This window comes from Nocardia aurantiaca (assembly GCF_009708175.1).
GTDB classification, from domain to species: domain Bacteria; phylum Actinomycetota; class Actinomycetes; order Mycobacteriales; family Mycobacteriaceae; genus Nocardia; species Nocardia aurantiaca.
Genome location: NZ_WMBB01000024.1, coordinates 1 through 17722, shown reverse-complemented (window position 1 = coordinate 17722; position 17722 = coordinate 1). Strand labels below are relative to the sequence as shown.

The window sequence follows — 17722 nt, the reverse complement described above, 5'->3', positions numbered from 1 at the left end:
GTGTGTCATCGGATTACCCCTGTGCGCCAATCAATCCCAGCTGAGCCCGCCGCGCCGCCACTCGTAGGCGTAGGCGACCGAGACGTTGAAGATGAACAACGCCATGGCCGCCAGTCCGAACACTCCGAGCGCATCGAAGTGCACGGCCCACGGGTAGAGGAACACGATCTCGATGTCGAAAATGATGAACAGCATGGCGGTGAGGTAGTACTTCACCGGAAAGCGTTGACCCGCAGCATTTCCCGGCCCACCCGCCACGGCGTGGGGCGTGGGTTCGATACCGCATTCGTAGGCTTCGAGCTTGGCCCGGTTGTAGCGTTTGGGGCCGATCAGGGCCGCCAGGAAGATGGAGAACACCCCGAACGCGGCAGCCACCGCGCCGAGAACCAGGGTCGGCACCTCGATATTCACAACAGCACTACCCCTCCTGCGAGCTGGACGACGCAATACGGACGGCAGCTGCCGAGGCGCGGGCTGACATCGTCGTCCGCCGGGCCAGTCTCGTTCCCCGGGCACCGCTCAGCGACGGCACGGACGTACGGGGAGTGAGGCGGTGGCTTCATTGATACCGATGCCCGCGCTCGTGTGAGCTACGGCACAGCCTACAACTCGGATGCGAAGATACATGACGATTCGCCATCGCGTTTGATCGAATTCGGAACGGTCTTTTATGACCGATCGGACGCAATCACGACTGTCATGCGACATGGGTTTGCCCTGATCACAAGGGCGAACGAAGATCAGGCCGCGAAGCTATTACCGAGCACACCCAGGACGGCGTCGGTGAGCCGGATGGGATCGATGGGGTGGGAAACCGTGGCCTCGGCGCGCGACCAACTGGCCAGCCAGGCATCGTCCGGGCGGCCGGTCAGCACGACTATCGGTGGGCAGTCGGCGATTTCGTCTTTGAGTTGCTTGGCGAGGCCCAGACCACCCGTCGGAGCCGACTCGCCATCGAGGATCAGCAGATCCACACCGCCGGAGTCCATACGCTCGATGACGATCGGCGCGGTCGCCACCTCGAGGTACTCGATGGGTGGCAGATCCGGATGCGGCCGTCTGCCCAGCGCCAGCATCACCTGGCTCCGGGTATCGGCGTCATTGCTGTAAACGAGGACCCGCACCGCGGCGGGACGTTTCGCATCGGCCACGTTCCGCATGCTACGTCCCTGATGGGGCCGCGCGGGGCAGCTTGGCCCGAAGTCGCGCGCGCGTCGCGGGATCGCCTGTCGCGCAATATGTCGATGGCCGGCGAATGAGCGCGGACATCACGCAACGCCTCATCGAAACCGGCATGCGGACCGACGAGTTGGTGGGCAGGCGAGCCCACCGGTGGGCCGTGCTCGGACAATGGCCCCCGCTCCACCCGCCCGGCCGGGGGGAGCGGGGCACTGTCCGGACTGGCCGACGGTCCTCGAAGTCGATAGCCAGTTGCCGGGCTGGCGGGTCTTTTTCTTCGACTCACAGCACGGACGCTAGCGTCGGAGGGAGCCGACCGACGAAGGAGTGCGTGTGCCTACCGAATCCGTGGACGTCGTGGTGATCGGAATGGGGCCGGGCGGGGAGGACGCCGCCACCCGGCTGGCCCGGGCCGGGCTGACGGTGGCGGGCGTCGAAGGACGGCTGGTCGGGGGTGAATGTCCTTACTACGCCTGCATCCCGACCAAGATGATGGTCCGGGCCGCGGGCTTGCTGGCCGAGGCGCGGCGGGTCGACGGGCTCGCGGGCTCGGCGTCTGCGCGACCGGACTGGGAGCCGGTCGCGGCGCGGATCCGGGACGAGGCCACCGACAACTGGGACGACACGGTCGCGGTCGAGCGGTTCGAGAAGGCCGGCGGAACATTCGTGCGCGGATGGGGCCGTATCACCGCGCCCGGCGAGGTGACCGTGGCGACCGACAGCGGTGAACGGGTGTTCCGGGCCGAGCGCGGGATCGTGCTGAATCCGGGGACGGCTCCGGCCGTTCCGCCGCTGGAAGGGCTGAAAGGAACGCCGTTCTGGACCAATCGGGAGGCGGTGACCGCTACGGAGGTGCCCGAGTCGCTGATCGTGTTGGGCGGAGGACCGGTCGGTGTGGAGTTCGCGCAGATCTTCGCGCGGTTCGGGGCGCGGGTGACCGTGGTGGCGCCGCGGCGGATGCTGCCGCGGGACGAGCCGGAGGCGGGGGAGTTGCTCGCGACAGCGTTCGCGGACGAAGGGATCGCCGTGCGCACCGGAGTGCGCGGGACCGGGGTGCGGCATGACGGCCGGGAGTTCACGCTCGAACTCGATACTGGCGAATCGCTGCGGGCCCAGCGGCTGCTGGTCGCGACGGGACGGCGAACCCATCTGGCAGCGTTGGGAATCGGGGCGGTCGGGTTGGACGAGGCAGCGAAGTCAATCCCGGTGGACAGTCGGATGCGCGCGGCCGACGGCGTATGGGCCGTCGGCGATGTCACCGGGGTGGGCGCATTCACTCACGTGTCCATGTACCAGGCACGGATCGTGGCGCAGGACATCCTCGGTGACGGCACGGAGGTCGCGCGTTACCATGCGGTGCCGCATGTGACATTCACCGATCCCGAAGTCGGGGCGGTCGGTATGACGGAGGAGCAGGCACGCGCCGCCGGCCTGACCGTGCGGACCGCAACCACGGAAGTACCCGCCTCCGTGCGCGGTTGGATCCATAAGGCGGGCAATGCCGGGTTCATCAAACTCGTCGAGGACGCCGACCGCGGAGTGCTGGTGGGCGCCTGTTCGGTCGGTCCGCAGGGCGGCGAAGTGCTCAGCGCCCTGTCGGTGGCAGTCCATGCGCAGGTGCCGATCGCGACACTGCGCGAGATGATCCTCGCTTACCCCACCTTTCACCGGGCCATCGAGTCCGCGCTCGACACCCTCGCGTCCGGTTAGGCATCGAATCGCAATCGTTGCTGTTCAGACCCGATTATCAGCGGCATTCTGGTAACCATCGACAGTCCCGAGCGTTGGGCGGTGGGCATATGCGAATCTCGGAAATCCTGCGCCGGAAGGGCAGCGGCGTCGTCACGATCGCACCCGATGCAACAGTGCGTGAACTGCTCAGAGTCCTGGCGGTACACAATGTCGGCGCGGTCATCGTGTCGCGCGACGGCGCCGCCATGGCCGGCATCGTCTCCGAACGAGACATCGTGCGCCGGCTCCACACCAATGGCGCGGTGCTGCTGGATGCGCCCGTCTCCTCGATCATGACCGCCGCCGTGCACACCTGCTCGCCCGACGATCGTGTCGAAACCCTCAACGCCACCATGACCGAGCACCGTATCCGCCATCTCCCGGTCCTGCGCGACGGTCGGATGATCGGCATCGTCAGCATCGGAGACGTGGTCAAAAGCCAGATCTCCGAACTGGAAACCGAGCGCGAGGCGCTGGTGAAGTACCTGCACGGCTGACGAATAACACACTCGCTTCACACGCCGCCGTTCCCGATTACCATCGAGACGATTCGTCGCATCGAGGAGGGCCGCGCGCCAGTGAAGTCCGAGAACCCAACGCCCACCGACATTCTGGGCGATTTCGCCAAGCGCGCCATCGCACTCGAGGGCGAGGAGAAGACGGTCTACGTGGCGGGCAGCGGCCCCGCCGTCATCGTCATGCCGGAGATGCCCGGCATCAGCCCCGATGTCCTGCGCTTCGCCCGGTGGGTCCGCGACGCGGGCTTCACCGTCTATGTCCCCTCACTGTTCGGCATCGACGGCGCCTACCCGACCGTCGAGCTCGGCGATCCCATCGCCCGAAAAACTTGCGTCAGCAAGGAGTTCCGTGCCTTCGCCGGTGGCGGCACCAGCCCCGTCGCCGTCTGGTTGCGTGCCCTGGCCCGCCTGGCCCACGCCGAATCGGGCGGCCCGGGCGTCGGCGCGGTAGGCATGTGCTTCACCGGCAACTTCGCCCTCACCATGACTCTCGAACCCGCTGTCATCGCCCCGGTCATCAATCATCCATCCCTACCTCTCGACGACCCGGCGGGCCTCGAACTCTCTCCGGAGGACGCCACCGCCATCCGCGCCCGCTTCGAACGCGATGACCTCCGCGCCCTCGCCTACCGCTTCGACAACGACAAGTGGTGCACCGGCCAGCGTTTCGCCGCCTACGCCCAACTCCTCGGCAACCGCTTCGACGGCCGAGTCCTCTCCGGCGAACACGCCAACCCCGAACCCCCGCCCTTCTTCCGAGAGGTGGTCCGAACACCCCACAGCGTCGTCACCGCCCACCTGGTCGACGAGGAAGGCCACCCCACGATCCAAGCCCGAGACGAGATCCTCGCCTACCTCCGCGAGCGCTTGATCCCGGCCTGACGGGCTACGCCTCGAGGGCCTCGATCAAGGTATCGAGGCCGGACCTGACGGATTCGCGCTGGGCCGGGGTCAGGTGTTTCAAGGCTTCGGCGAAGCGCTGGATGCGGGCCGAGGTCAGGCCGGTGACCAGGTCGTGGGCGGCGGCCGTGGCTGTGAGCAACTGGGCTCGGCCGTCTTCCGGGTCGGCGTCGCGGGTCAGATAGCCGCCCTTTTCCAAGCCCGTGACTATGCGGGACATGGTCGGGGCGCTGACGCGTTCGATATTGGCCAGGTCGCCCAGGCGCAAGGGGCCGCAGCGGGCGACGGTGGCGAGGGCCGAGGCTGCGCCGGGGCTGAGGGCCCCGAGGTCGCCGGAGTGGCGCAACAAGCGTAAGAGGCGGCCGATGGTGTGGTACAGATCGGCGGCTTCGGTGAGCTGGTTCGGATCGGCGACGCTCGTGGGCTCGGGCAGCGTGATCTCCTCCGGTCAGATTCCCTCGCGAGCGGCTTCACGCAGTTCGGCAGCCTCGTCCGGGACGGTGGGGCTACCGGCGAACCACGAGGCCACCGCGCCGATCAGCATCATAATCGCGGCGCCGATGAAGACCACGACCAGACCCGAGTGGAACGGGCCGGAGATCAGGTGCGGGAAGAACTCCTGGCCGGTGAGCACATCGCCGTGCACGCCGGGCTTGTCCAGAGTGCCGGTGGGACCGAGCAATTCCTTGATCGGGTTGTAGCCGAGGAACGCGGCGAACAGGCTGCCCACCGCAGGCAGATCCGCGATGGCCTCGGCCGACTGCGCGGGCACGCCCTGTTGCTGCAGCCCAGAGTTCATGGCATCCGGAAGCGTATTCGACAAGCCGACGATCATGAGCGAGAAAAACAGGCCGATCGACAGCGCCATGCCACCGTTGAACAGCGTGCCGCGCATACCCGAGGCCACACCGCGCTGGGCGGCGGGCACGGCCGACATGATCTCGGCGGTGTTCGGGGAGGCGAACATGCCCGAGCCCAGACCATTGAGGGCGATGACGATCGCGAACACCCAGTAGTCGAAGTCGACCGGGAGCACCACCAACAGGATGAAGGTGAGGCCGGTGATCAGCATGCCGACCGTGGCGAACATCCGCGCCCCGTACTTGTCCGACAGCTTGCCCGAAACCGGCCCCGCCACAAGGAATCCGACGGTCAGCGGCAGCAGGTAGATGCCCGCCCACAGCGGCGTCTCCTCGAAGGAGAACCCGTGCAGCGGCAGCCAGATGCCTTGTAGCCAGATGATCAGCATGAACTGCAGGCCACCGCGGCCCAGCGAGGCCATGAGCCCGGCGACATTGCCCAGCGCGAACGCCCGGTTCTTGAACAGCGACAGATTGAACATCGGCTGCGCGACCTTGGTCTCGATGACGCAGAACACCGCCAGCAGCACGAGGCCGCCGATCACCGCGCCCAGCACCCACGGATTGGTCCAGCCGGTCTTCGAATCCCCGTGCGGCTGAATGCCGTAGGTGATGCCGGTCAGCAGCGCGGTCAGGCCCAGCGCGAAGGTGATGGTGCCCGGCAGATCCAGCGAACCCGGGCTGCGTTGGCCATTGTCGTGCAGCGACCGGTACGACCAGACGGTGCCGAGAATGCCGAACGGCACACTCACCCAGAAGATGGCCTTCCAATCCCATTGCGACAGCACACCGCCGATGAGCAGGCCCAGGAACGAACCGGCCACGGCCGCAACCTGATTGATGCCCAGCGCGAACCCGCGCTCATCGGCCGGGAAAGCGTCGGTGAGGATGGCCGCCGCATTGGCCATCAGCATGGCGCCGCCGACACCCTGGATCACGCGCCAGGCGATCAGCCACACCGCGCCGCCACCGTGTGTGAAGGGATCGAACGACAAGGCGATGGCCGCGATGGTGAACACCACGAACCCGTAGTTGTAGATCTTGACGCGCCCGACCATGTCGCCGAGCCGCCCGAACATCACCACCAGCACGGCCGAGGAGAGCAGGAAGCCCATCATCAGCCACAGCAGGTAGCTCACATTGGCCGGCTCGAGCGGATTCAGCCCGATGCCGCGGAAGATGTCCGGCAGCGAGATCGTCACGATCGACGAGTTGATGGTGACCATGAGCATGCCCAGCGTCGTATTCGACAACGCCACCCACTTGTAGTGCGGATGGTCATGCTCGATCCGGAGTCGCCTCCGAATGGTCTGGACATCACCGGCATCCAAGCCGGTGGTAGGGGCCGCAGCCATCAGAGCCTCCCGCAAGTCAACGAACGAACAGTGCCCCAATATAGTTGCATGTCGCTAACTAACGAAATGGCGCAATGGCTCACTCACCGGACGACCGCAGCCAATCGATAACCTCCGACGCGTGCCGGTTGGGCGGGAAGACCGGGTAGAAGACGTGCTCGACCACACCATTCCGGATGACGAGGGTCATGCGCTTGTAGAGGGTCCGACCGGCCGCCTCGAAGGTGGGCAGGGACAGTAGGGCCGCGAGCTGACAGCCGGAATCGGAGAGCATCTCGAACGGAAGACTCAGGCGATCGACCACCTCGCACTGGTAGTCCCGATCTTGGGTGGAGAGCCCGAAGACCTTCGACGCGCCCGCTGCGCGTAGCTCGGTGTGATGGTCGCGAAAGTCGCAGGCCTGCGTGGTGCAGCCGCGGGCGCCGGGGATCTCGTTCCAGCCCGCGGGGATATCGGCGTCCGGGCGGCCGGTCAGGGGGTAGATGTAGATGACGGTCCGGCCTTGCGGCAGGGCGGCGAGATCGACGGTCGTGCCGTCGGTGCAGCGAAGGCGAATGGACGGCAACGTCATGCCCGGCAAGTGCGCGGCGGCGCCGTCATCCACCGGCGCGGGGAGGTTCGGCGGCAGCGTCAATAGATCGACGGGCGGCGCCGCGACACGGGAACCGCGGTACGCGGCCTCGCGTAGTCGAATGGCCAGCGCATCCCTGCGTTCGGCCAAAGCGGCCATCCGTGAATCGATTTCATCGATGGCCCGCTGATACTCGGCCAGTGAGGCCGGGCAGTCGTCGCCGTGTTCACTGCCCGAGGCCAGGCAGTCCAGGAAGGGGCGGGTTTCGTCGACCGGGATGCCGAGGCGGCTCAGTGCCCTGATCTCGCGTACGAGCCGGACATCGTGCTCGGAATATTCGCGATAGCCGTTGCCCGAGCGGTCCGGTGCGATCAGGCCCATGGCCTCGTATCGCCGAATCGCCTTCGGGCTCACGTCCGCCAGCTGTGCAACCTGCCCAATTCTCACGTGCCGACGGTAAACCTTGCCCCCCGGGGCAAAGTCAAGCGTGGAATCCATCGTCGACGGGACTCATCATGGGCACGTCCGCCGCGTTTGCCGTGGCCTCAATATTCCAATACTCTTTGGAATATTGTCCATATGCTGCGCTAGTGTTCGGAGATCGTCGATGACCACCGTTCTGTCCGTGACCCCCGAACTGGCGCAGCGGCGCATTCTTCGGATCCTCGTCGGGTCGCAGGTACTCAGTGGGGCGGGGCTGTCGGCCGGGATCACCGTCGGTGCGCTGCTGGCCCAGGACATGCTGGGGTCGACCGGGCTGGCGGGATTGCCGAGCGCGTTGTTCACGGCGGGGTCCGCGTTGGCCGCGGTGGTCGTGGGGCGCGTGTCGCAGGCCCGCGGGCGACGGCCGGGTCTGGCACTCGGATACGGCGTCGGAGCATTGGGAGCGCTCGGGGTGATTCTGGCCGCCACATTGTCGAATCCGGTTCTGCTGTTCGCGTCCCTGTTCATCTATGGGGCCGGGACCGCCACGAATCTGCAGGCGCGGTATGCGGGAGCCGATCTCGCGGATCCCGCACACCGGGGACGCGCGGTGTCAACCGTGCTGGTGGCGACGACTCTCGGCGGGGTGGTCGGGCCGAATCTCGCGACACCGACCGGTAATCTCGCTGCGGCGCTGGGTATTCCGCACCTCGCGGGGCCGTTCCTGCTGGCGGCGCTGGCCTATGGCGCGGCCGCGGTCGTGCTCGCGGTGGCGTTGCGACCCGATCCGCTGTTGCTGGCGCGTGCTGTGCACACCGAGGCCGCGGAGGCAGGCGTCCAGGGCGAGTCCGTGGAGGCGCTCGGAGCCGGGATCGCGACCGGCGCGCTGGTTATGGTCGTGACCCAGCTCGTGATGGTGGCGATCATGACCATGACACCGGTGCACATGCACGCCCACGGGCACGGCACCACCGCGGCGGGTGTGGTGATCGCGATTCACGTGGCGGCCATGTACCTGCCGTCGCCGGTGACGGGCCTCCTCGTCGACCGCTACGGAAAGCTCATCGTCGCAACGGCTTCGGGTATCGCACTGCTCGCCGCCGGCGTGCTGGCGGCCGCCGCGCCGACGGACACGATCGTCTGGCTGGCGGTGGCGCTCGCGCTGCTGGGTCTGGGATGGAACCTGGGATTGGTGGCGGGCACGGCCATCATCACCGATTCGGCGCCGTTGGCGACCCGGGCGAGGACCCAGGGCACGGTGGACGTCTCGATCGCGATCGCCGGTGCGACGGGCGGCATGGGCTCGGGTCTGATGGTCGCGGCCACCAGCTTCCCGGCGCTCGCACTGACCGGCGGCCTGCTGGCGTTGGCCGTGGTGCCGGTCGCGGCGCTCACCGGGCGGCGCTGAACCGCGTCACACTCCGCGAAACGCCTTGTCACCGACTTGGGCCGGGTCGGTGATGTGTGAGAGGAACAGGCGGACGGCGGGTGTCGGCGTGCGGGTCGTGACGGCATGCCAGGGGCGGTTGAGGGGAGTGCCCTCCACCGTCAGGACTTCCAGGTGACCGGCCGCGAGGTCCGAGGCGATGGCATCGGAGTGGATCAGGGTGATACCCAGCCCCTCGCGCGCGGCGGCCAAGGCAGCGCCATGGGTGCCGAGAGTCAGTGTGGGCGGCCGGATTTGGAGACGGTCGAAGAGCGCGAGCGTGGTGTCGCGGGTGCCTGATCCTTTGCCGCGCAGCAGCCAGGTGGCCTCACAGGGGTCGGACCAGAGCCGCGGCGCACCGACCACGACAAGTTGGCAGGGCCGGCGGGCGCGGGTGACCAGTCCCGCATCATGGGGCGGACGGCCCGCCACCACGAGATCGGTTTCGTGGTGGGTCAATTCGAGGTACAGCACATCACGCGGCTGGATGGACAGCCCCAGTTCGATGTCCGGGTAGCGGTTTCGGAAGGACGCCAGCAGCCGGAGCAGCACGTATTCGCCGGCTGTCGCCACCACCCCGATCCGCAACCGTCCGGTCTCGGCTTCCCGGACGGCGGCGTGTGCCTCCTTCATCAATCCGAGGATGCTGCGGCAGTAGTCGGCGTACACCCGCCCCGCCTCGGTGAGCGCGATACCGCGCCCGGATTTGGCGACGAGTTTCGCCCCGAGTTGTTTCTCGATGTGTGCTACGGCCGCCGAGGCGGCGGCTTCGGTGATATGCAACTGCGCGGCGGCGCGACGAATGCTGGAGTGTTTGGCCACGGCGAGAAAGGTTTCCATGCGGACCGCGCTCACCGTACCCATACTCAACGGTAGCAAACTTGACGAAAAGGTTGAGCGAGAACAGAAACAATCGAATTGTTTGTGGTTAACGGCCCCGTCATCCTGGGAATCACAAGTGGCCCAACGGTTCGCAGGAGGAAAGATGGCGGGATCTGCCGATGATCAGCGCAACCGGTGGGATCCGGGTGTGCAGTCCTATGCGTCGATGGGATACTACGCTCCCGACTATCAGCCGAAGGACACCGATGTCCTGGCCGTGTTCCGGGTGACGCCCCAGCAGGGCGTGGACCCGGTGGAGGCATCGGCCGCGGTCGCGGGCGAATCCTCCACCGCCACCTGGACGGTGGTGTGGACCGACCGGCTCACCGCGCACGAGCGCTACCAGGGCAAGTGCTATCGCATCGACGAGGTGCCCGGGCGCAAGGGCGAGTACTTCGCCTACGTAGCCTACGATCTCGACCTCTTCGAGGAGGGCTCCATCACGAACCTCACCTCCTCGGTCATCGGCAACGTTTTCGGTTTCAAACCGCTCCAGGCATTGCGGCTGGAGGATATGCGTATTCCCGTGGCATATGTCAAGACCTTTCAGGGCCCGCCGCACGGGATCGTTATGGAACGGGAATACCTCAACAAATATGGCCGCCCGCTACTGGGCGCCACGGTGAAACCCAAACTCGGTCTGTCGGCGCGCAACTACGGCCGCGTCGTGTACGAGGCATGCAAGGGCGGGCTCGATTTCACCAAGGACGACGAGAACATCAACTCGCAGCCGTTCATGCGCTGGCGCGACCGCTACCTGTTCGCGATGGAGGGCGTCAACCGCGCCATCGCCGAAACCGGAGAATTGAAGGGGCATTATCTCAATGTCACGGCCGCAACGATGGAGGATATGTACGAGCGCGCGGAGTTCGCGAAATCGCTCGGCAGCGTGATCGTCATGATGGACCTGACGGTCGGCTACACCGCCATGCAGTCCATGTCGAAGTGGGCCCGCCGCAATGGCATGCTGTTGCACCTGCACCGCGCCGGCCACTCCACCTTCACCCGGCAGAAGACCCACGGCGTCAGTTTCCGGGTCCTGGCCAAGTGGTGCCGCCTCATCGGCGTGGATCATCTGCACGCGGGCACGGTCATCGGCAAGCTGGAGGGCGATCCGCACACGGTCAAGGGCTTCTATGACACGTTGCGCGACAACCACATTCCCATGAATCCGGTCAACGGCATCTTCTTCGACCAGGACTGGGTCAGCCTGCCCGGCGTCATGCCGGTCGCCTCCGGCGGCATCCACGCCGGTCAGATGCACCAGTTGCTGGACCTGTTCGGCGACGACGCCATCCTCCAGTTCGGGGGCGGCACCATCGGCCACCCGATGGGCATCGCCGCGGGCGCGGAGGCCAACCGCGTCGCGCTGGAGGCAGTGGTCAAGGCGCGCAACGAAGGTCGCGATCTGCTGAAGGAGGGCCCGGATGTGCTTCGCCGCGCCGCCGAGAGCTGCCGTCCGCTCGATGTCGCACTTGCGACCTGGGGTGATGTCACCTTCGACTACACCTCCACCGACGCCCCCGACGCCGTCCCGACGGCCTCCCGCTGAAAGTCGAGGAATCCCCATGCATCTGCGCCAAGGCACCTTCTCACACCTGCCGGATCTCGACGACACCGAGATCGCCGCCCAAGTCCGTTACGCACTGCTGAACAACTGGCCGGTGTCCATCGAGTACACCGATGATCCGCACCCGCGCAACAACTACTGGGAGATGTGGGGCCTGCCGCTGTTCGATCTGGACGAGCCCGACGGAGTGCTCGCCGAGATCAATGCCTGCCGGGTGACGTTCCCGCGCCACTATATTCGCGTGAACGCCTACGACGCCTCCTATGGCCGGCAGACTACGGCGCTGAGCTTCCTCGTGCAGCGCCCGGCCGATGAACCCGGATTCCGCCTCGACCGCACCGACTCCGAGGACCGCCGTCAGCGCTACGGCTTCCACTCCTACGCACTCGACGATCGCCCGGGCCAAAGGTATGGCAGCTGAGGGTCTTTCGAGACGGGAGGTTATCGTGAGCGCGGAACGCCACGGGGCACCGGGCGGCCGGCAGCCTGCAGCCGGCCACCCGGCGGTCGGGTTCCAGATGCATCGGCCCGGGGTCACGGGCCCCGCACCGCTGCGCGGTACGGCCGCCGATGGTCCTCCCCGACCGGAGGATTCGGTGGCCGACCACCTGGCCCCGCTGGCCGACGACGCACTGCTGGATCTGTCGACGGATGTCGCGGGCAAGGATGTCGAGGACACGCTGGCGCGCCTCGACGCGGAACTGGTGGGTCTGGCGAACGTCAAACGGCGCGTGCGGGAAATCGCCGCATTGCTGCTGATCGATCGCGCCCGTCAACGTTTCGGACTCCAGGCTACCCGCCCGACCATGCACATGAGCTTCACCGGCGGACCCGGCACCGGGAAAACCACGGTTGCCCTGCGCATGGCCGAGATGTTGCACGCCCTCGGGTACATCCGGAAACCCAAGGTGCACACCGTGACCCGCGATGATCTGGTCGGCCAGTTCATCGGCCACACCGCGCCGAAGACCAAAGAGGCCTTGGCCAAGGCGGCCGGGGGAGTGCTGTTCATCGACGAGGCCTACTACCTGTTCCGCCCGGAGAACGAGCGCGACTACGGGCAGGAGGTCATCGAGATCCTGCTCCAGGAGATGGAGAACGAGCGCACCAGCCTCGTGGTCATCTTCGCCGGCTATCCGGACCGCATGGAGACCTTCTTCTCCGCGAACCCCGGTCTCTCCTCCCGGGTGGCCCATCACATCGAATTCCCCGACTACACCCACGACGAGCTCATGGCCATCGCCGAACTCATGGTGCGCCAGGAGAACTTCCACTTCGATCCGCAAGCGGCGCAGGCCTTCTCGCGCTACCTGGAACTGCGCATGGCCCGCCCCCGCTTCGCCAATGCCCGCAGCGTGCGCAATGCCCTCGAACGCTGCCGACTGCGCCAGGCCAAGCGCTTGGTCGAACTGCACCGGCCGGTGGGCCGCACGGATTTGATCACCCTGACGGACAGCGATGTCCTCGGCAGCAGTGTGTTCGCCAACGCCCTCGCCGACGAGGGGGCCTCTCCATGACGAAATGAGAGCGATTGTGCCCGAAGGACTGAAGACCCTCACCCGCTACACCATCGAGCAGGAGCACAAGCATCCAGGCTCCTCCGGGGAGTTCTCGGCGCTGCTGAACGTGCTCGCCACCGCAACGAAGATCATCGGGAATCAAGTGACCCGGGGAGCGATCGTCGGCTCCCTGGGCGCTGCCGATGCCGACAACCTGCCGGTAACCGTGCACCGCAAGATGGATGCCATCGCCAACGACATCATGGTGGCCGAGAGCCAGTGGACCGGGCCGCTGGCCGCGCTGGTGTCGGAGCAGATGCGCGAGTGCCATCAGGTGCCGACCGAGTACCGGCGCGGGAAGTATCTGCTCGCCTTCGATCCGCTGGACGGGTCCAGCAATATCGACGTGAACCTGCCGGTGGGAACGATCTTCAGCGTGCTGCGTGCCCCGGAGGACGGCCGTGCGGCCGCGGGCGCCGACTTCCTGCAGCCGGGCGTGCAGCAGGTGTGCGCGGGCTTCACGCTGTACGGGCCCGCCACAATGCTGGTGCTCACCACCGGCAATGGCGTCGACGGATTCACCCTCGACCGTGAGGTCGGCGCGTTCGTCCTCACCCATCCGCGCATGCGAATCCCGGACGACACTTCCGGTTTCGCCATCAATGCCGCCAATGAGCGGTTCTGGGAGCGACCCGTGCGGCGGTATGTCCAGGAATGCCTCGAGGGCGTGGACGGACCGCGTGGCCGCGATTTCAATATGCGCTGGGTCGCCTCGCTGGTGGCCGATACCTTCCACATCCTCACTCGCGGCGGGCTCTACATGTATCCGCGCGATACCCGCAATCCCGAACGCCCGGGCCGGGTTTCGCTGCTGTACGGGGCCAATCCGATCGCCTTCATCGTCGAGCAGGCCGGGGGCGCGGCCATCACCGGGCACGAACGGGTACTGGATGTGCGGCCGGAGGAGCTGCACCAGCGGATCCCGTTCATCTTCGGTTCCCGCAACGAGGTCGAGCGGATCGAGCGCTATCACCGCGAGCCGGAGGAGGGACCGAGCTTCGACGCCTCCCTCTTCGGCACCCGCTCGCTGTTCCGCACGTCCCGTCATTGAACGGCCGGGTGTGTGAAACCTGTTGCCCGGCAATCGAGGAGGTGCCATGTCGGTCAAACATCCCGTGGTCGCGATCACCGGGTCGTCCGGTGCGGGGACGACCAGCGTCACGCGAACCTTCCAGGAGATATTCCGCCGCGAGGGAATCACCGCGGCCATCGTGGAAGGGGATTCGTTCCATCGCTACGACCGCAACGAGATGAAGCTGGCCATGGCCGAGGCCGAACAGCAGCGCAATCTGACCTTCTCGCATTTCGGGCCGGAGGCGAATCTGCTCGAGGAGCTCGAGGCGCTGTTCCGCGAATACGGTGAGACCGGAGTGGGGGCGGTGCGGCGCTATCTGCACGATGACGACGAGGCCAAGCCGTTCGGGCAGCCCGCGGGCACATTCACGCCGTGGGAGGAGTTGTCGCCGGGCAGCGATCTGCTGTTCTACGAGGGTCTGCACGGGGCGGCGGTCGGTGACGGCATCGATGTGGCCCGCTATGCCGATCTGCTGGTGGGCGTGGTTCCCATTATCAATCTGGAGTGGATTCAGAAGGTGCACCGCGACAAGACCGAACGCGGCTACTCCAGCGAGGCGATCATCGACACGATTCTGCGGCGCATGCCCGACTACGTGAAGCACATCTGCCCGCAATTCTCGCGGACCTATGTGAACTTCCAGCGGGTGCCCACGGTGGACACCTCGAATCCTTTCACCGCGCGCACCATTCCGACTGCGGACGAGAGTTTCGTGGTGATCCGCTTCGCGGACCCGAAGGTCATCGACTTTCCGTATCTGCTGTCCATGCTGCATGATTCGTTCATGTCGCGGCCCAACAGCATCGTGGTGCCGGGCGGGAAGATGGATCTGGCCATGCAGCTCATCTTCACGCCGCTGATTCTGCGTCTCATGGACAAGCGACCCAAGCGACTCCGCTGAAACAGTGTGTGCCGCAAGAGAAACGGCGGCCGCCCGTAACGGGCGACCGCCGTGGCGGTGTGGAGTTGTACCGGTCAGACGCCGGCGGGGACTTCCCTCGCGGTGCGCTTGACCTGGAAGGCCGAGATCACCTCGAAGATGCCGATGACGATCAGCCAGCAGCCGACCACCACGACCAGCGCGGTGATGGAGCGGAACGGCTCGATGATCAGCAGACCGCCACCGACGATGAGCAGGATGCCGAACAGGATCTGCCAGCCCCGGCCCGGAACCGCGGCGTCGGACATCGCAGCCACCAGGATCGCGGTGCCACGGAAGATCCAGGTGATGCCGATCCACAGAGCCAGCAGGCCGATGGCCTGGAACTCGTTGCGGAAGCAGAAGAAACCCAGAATGAAGGACAGGATCGCGGTAATGAACGACAGCACCCGCATCCAGGTGCTGATGTGCATGCCGAACGCCGCGATCAGCTGGAAAACACCGGATACGACCAGGTAGATGCCGAACAGGACACCGGCGACGACCAGGGTGGGTCCGGGCCATACCAGCACCAGAATGCCCAGCACCACCGAGAGAAGGCCGGTGACCAGGATCGACTGCCACGCACTGCGGGCCAGCGCATGGACCGGCCCTTCATAAACGCCCGTTTTGCTGGTTGTCATGTTCAGCAGGATATGACCAGTTCGGTCTGTTTGCGTTAAATTAGCCAAGTGTTGCGCGGCTGTGACATGAGACTCAGTCCTGGTCGGCACTCGGTCGCGCCGCACCCCCCGCGGATGTCCGCCCGCTACCAACGTCGATCCCGCGACCGCGGGTCGAGCATCGAGGAGCCGTACATCACCATCGACACCAGGCCGCCGATGAGGCCGAACGAAATATATTGCGTCGCATGGCCGAGCCAGTCGCGGACGCTGCCGCCGCCGAAGAGGTTGCGTCCCACGTCTCGCGCGAGCTTCACCATGGTGCCGGTGACGTAACCGACCGGGATGGGACACCTCGCCGTTCTTGACGAAGGAGGTGTTGAGCGCACCGATGCCGAACGCCACGAACAGAATCGGGATCAGGCCGAATCGCGCTCGCGCCGAGGAATCCGGCCAGCGCTGACAACACCGCGGACAGCCGCATCTCGAGATGCGAGAAGGGCTCGGGCGTTCGATCGCAGTCACAGCTACACGCTAGCAATCTGAATTATGGCGTCCGGGCGGTGAAAATCGGGCCGCTGACGCTTGGGCTGACGGTGCGGTACAGTGCGAATGTTAACCGGAATTCTCATCCAGCATATCCAATGGGAACAAGGAGAAGCCATGACCTCCGCCGTCATCGTCGACGCTGTCCGTACCCCGTCCGGAAAGGGGAAAACAGGTGGCGGCCTGTCAGAAGTCCATCCGGCCACGCTGCTCGCGGGTGTCCTGCAGAGCCTGGTCGAACGCACCGGGATAGATCCCGCGCTGGTCGATGATGTGATTGGCGGTTGCGTAACCCAGAGTGGCGAGCAGGCGTTCAATATCTCGCGTACCGCGGTGCTGGCGGCCGGTTTCCCGGAAGCGGTGCCCGCTACGACGGTGGACCGACAGTGCGGATCCTCACAGCAGGCCGCGCATTTCGCCGCGCAGGGCGTCATCGCCGGGGCGTACGACATCGCCATCGCCTGCGGCGTGGAATCCATGTCGCGGGTACCCATGTTCTCCAATGTCCAGGGCAAAGACGCCAATCGTGGTCCGATCGCGCACCGGTATCCGGATGGGCTTGTGCAGCAGGGCATTTCCGCAGAGGTGATCTCCGCGCGCTGGAAGTTCGACCGGACCGCGCTGGACGAATTCGCGGCGCGCTCACATCAATTCGCCGCCGCCACCGCGGCATCCGGGGGCTTCGACAACGAACTGGTCGCGGCGGGCACGCTGACGGCGGACGAGACCATCCGGCCCAGCACCACCGTCGAGGGCCTGGCCGGACTGAAGCCCGCCTTCGTGGATGCCGAGTTCAAGGCCCGGTTCCCGGAAATCGAATGGTCCATCACGCCGGGCAACTCCTCGCCTCTGACCGACGGCGCGTCGGCCGCGCTCATCATGAGCGAGGAGAAGGCCGCCCAGCTCGGCATGAAGCCGCGCGCCCGCTTCCACTCCTTCGCGGTCACCGGTGACGACCCACTGCTCATGCTCACCGCCGTCATTCCCGCGACCCGCAAGGTGCTGGCGCGAGCGGGACTGTCCATCAACGACATCGACGTCTACGAGGTGAACGAGGCGTTCGCGCCGGTGCCGCTGGTATGGGCACGCGAGGTCGGCGCGGACCTCGCGAAGCTGAACCCGCGCGGCGGCGCCATCGCCCTGGGTCATCCGCTCGGTGCTTCCGGCATCCGCATCCTCACCACCATGCTCAACCACCTCGAGCAGACCGGCGGCCGCTACGGTCTCATGACCATGTGCGAGGCGGGCGGCCTCGCCAACGCCACCATCATCGAGCGACTGTGAAACGAGCCGTCCGGCGCCCGAATCGGTGACCGACCTCGGCAGCGCCGACCGCACCCGCACGGTGGCACACCGGAGATGGCGGACCGCGTCGGGCACCGGTCGCAAGCTGGGGCCCGACACGCGGCCGGGCGCGTGGGGTAGGTGTGGGAGGTCTCTTGCGGGTTTCGTGGGATCAGGTGTTCAGCGGCAGAACGTGTGGGGGTGGTCGGCATCGCGCCCGGTCCACCGGGGTGATCGCAACCCCACCGAAGGACTCGGAGAACGCTTCGAGGGGTCGCCGTGGTAACGGCCGAAAATCGGG

At 66.3% G+C, this 17722-nt stretch carries 18 protein-coding genes; 10 read left to right on the top strand and 8 right to left on the bottom strand.

Features of this window, described 5'->3' with window-relative positions; genetic code table 11:
• Positions 1-30 precede the first annotated feature (30 nt).
• Complete coding sequence (locus GLP40_RS32415; RefSeq protein WP_033090134.1) at positions 31-411, bottom strand: NADH-quinone oxidoreductase subunit A; 381 nt, start codon at positions 409-411, stop codon at positions 31-33.
• A 329-nt stretch (positions 412-740) separates the two neighbouring features.
• Positions 741-1160, bottom strand: a complete 420-nt coding sequence (locus GLP40_RS32410) for an Rv3143 family two-component system response regulator (protein WP_154791835.1) — start codon at positions 1158-1160, stop codon at positions 741-743.
• A gap of 352 nt (positions 1161-1512) precedes the next feature.
• Between GLP40_RS32410 and GLP40_RS34980 the strand changes: the two genes are divergently transcribed.
• From GLP40_RS34980 to GLP40_RS32395, 3 genes are all read left to right on the top strand, one after another.
• A complete protein-coding gene (locus GLP40_RS34980) occupies positions 1513-2889 on the top strand; it encodes a dihydrolipoyl dehydrogenase family protein (protein WP_328290925.1) in 1377 nt (458 codons plus the stop codon).
• An 89-nt stretch (positions 2890-2978) separates the two neighbouring features.
• Entirely contained in the window at positions 2979-3407 is a 429-nt protein-coding gene (locus tag GLP40_RS32400; protein WP_154791834.1) for a CBS domain-containing protein, read from the top strand.
• An 81-nt stretch (positions 3408-3488) separates the two neighbouring features.
• On the top strand, positions 3489-4310 hold the full coding sequence (locus GLP40_RS32395; RefSeq protein WP_328290924.1) for a dienelactone hydrolase family protein: 822 nt from the start codon (positions 3489-3491) through the stop codon (positions 4308-4310).
• Positions 4311-4314: 4 nt separating this feature from the next.
• Here GLP40_RS32395 and GLP40_RS32390 read toward each other — a convergent pair whose 3' ends face one another.
• The 3 genes from GLP40_RS32390 to GLP40_RS32380 all read right to left on the bottom strand — a co-directional run bounded on the left by GLP40_RS32390 (position 4315) and on the right by GLP40_RS32380 (position 7561).
• The gene (locus GLP40_RS32390; RefSeq protein ID WP_230330158.1) at positions 4315-4677 is read right to left on the bottom strand and encodes a MarR family winged helix-turn-helix transcriptional regulator; all 363 of its coding nucleotides are present in this window, start codon (positions 4675-4677) and stop codon (positions 4315-4317) included.
• Between the two features lie 99 nt (positions 4678-4776).
• A complete protein-coding gene (locus tag GLP40_RS32385) occupies positions 4777-6543 on the bottom strand; it encodes an MFS transporter (protein ID WP_154791832.1) in 1767 nt (588 codons plus the stop codon).
• A gap of 79 nt (positions 6544-6622) precedes the next feature.
• Positions 6623-7561, bottom strand: a complete 939-nt coding sequence (locus GLP40_RS32380) for a redoxin family protein (protein ID WP_328290923.1) — start codon at positions 7559-7561, stop codon at positions 6623-6625.
• Positions 7562-7721: 160 nt separating this feature from the next.
• On the opposite strand from GLP40_RS32380, the gene GLP40_RS32375 reads away from it, so the two are divergent.
• Entirely contained in the window at positions 7722-8945 is a 1224-nt protein-coding gene (locus tag GLP40_RS32375; protein WP_154791830.1) for an MFS transporter, read from the top strand.
• A gap of 6 nt (positions 8946-8951) precedes the next feature.
• Here GLP40_RS32375 and GLP40_RS32370 read toward each other — a convergent pair whose 3' ends face one another.
• Positions 8952-9827, bottom strand: coding sequence for a LysR family transcriptional regulator (locus GLP40_RS32370; protein WP_230330157.1), 876 nt, complete (start codon positions 9825-9827; stop codon positions 8952-8954).
• A gap of 121 nt (positions 9828-9948) precedes the next feature.
• Here GLP40_RS32370 and GLP40_RS32365 point away from each other — a divergent pair, with 121 nt between their 5' ends.
• The 5 genes from GLP40_RS32365 to GLP40_RS32345 are packed head-to-tail and all read left to right on the top strand — an operon-like array spanning position 9949 to position 14950.
• Positions 9949-11397: a form I ribulose bisphosphate carboxylase large subunit gene (locus tag GLP40_RS32365; protein WP_154791829.1), complete on the top strand. Its 1449-nt coding sequence runs from the start codon at positions 9949-9951 to the stop codon at positions 11395-11397.
• A 16-nt stretch (positions 11398-11413) separates the two neighbouring features.
• Positions 11414-11836 carry a ribulose bisphosphate carboxylase small subunit gene (locus GLP40_RS32360; RefSeq protein WP_154791828.1) on the top strand — a complete coding sequence of 141 codons (423 nt, stop codon included), beginning with the start codon at positions 11414-11416 and terminating at the stop codon, positions 11834-11836.
• A gap of 25 nt (positions 11837-11861) precedes the next feature.
• On the top strand, positions 11862-12932 hold the full coding sequence (locus GLP40_RS32355; protein WP_328290922.1) for an AAA family ATPase: 1071 nt from the start codon (positions 11862-11864) through the stop codon (positions 12930-12932).
• Between the two features lie 16 nt (positions 12933-12948).
• Positions 12949-14025: a class 1 fructose-bisphosphatase gene (locus GLP40_RS32350; RefSeq protein WP_328290921.1), complete on the top strand. Its 1077-nt coding sequence runs from the start codon at positions 12949-12951 to the stop codon at positions 14023-14025.
• 46 nt (positions 14026-14071) lie between these two features.
• Positions 14072-14950: a phosphoribulokinase gene (locus GLP40_RS32345; RefSeq protein WP_154791826.1), complete on the top strand. Its 879-nt coding sequence runs from the start codon at positions 14072-14074 to the stop codon at positions 14948-14950.
• 74 nt (positions 14951-15024) lie between these two features.
• Here the strand turns inward: GLP40_RS32345 and GLP40_RS32340 are convergent, their stop codons facing one another.
• Both GLP40_RS32340 and GLP40_RS32335 read right to left on the bottom strand, forming a co-directional pair.
• A complete protein-coding gene (locus tag GLP40_RS32340) occupies positions 15025-15612 on the bottom strand; it encodes an HdeD family acid-resistance protein (protein ID WP_154791825.1) in 588 nt (195 codons plus the stop codon).
• A gap of 125 nt (positions 15613-15737) precedes the next feature.
• Entirely contained in the window at positions 15738-15911 is a 174-nt protein-coding gene (locus tag GLP40_RS32335; RefSeq protein WP_154791824.1) for a hypothetical protein, read from the bottom strand.
• Between the two features lie 343 nt (positions 15912-16254).
• Between GLP40_RS32335 and GLP40_RS32330 the strand changes: the two genes are divergently transcribed.
• Positions 16255-17421 (top strand): thiolase family protein, encoded by a 1167-nt coding sequence (locus GLP40_RS32330; protein WP_154791823.1) that lies wholly within the window; start codon positions 16255-16257, stop codon positions 17419-17421.
• Positions 17422-17722 lie beyond the last annotated feature (301 nt).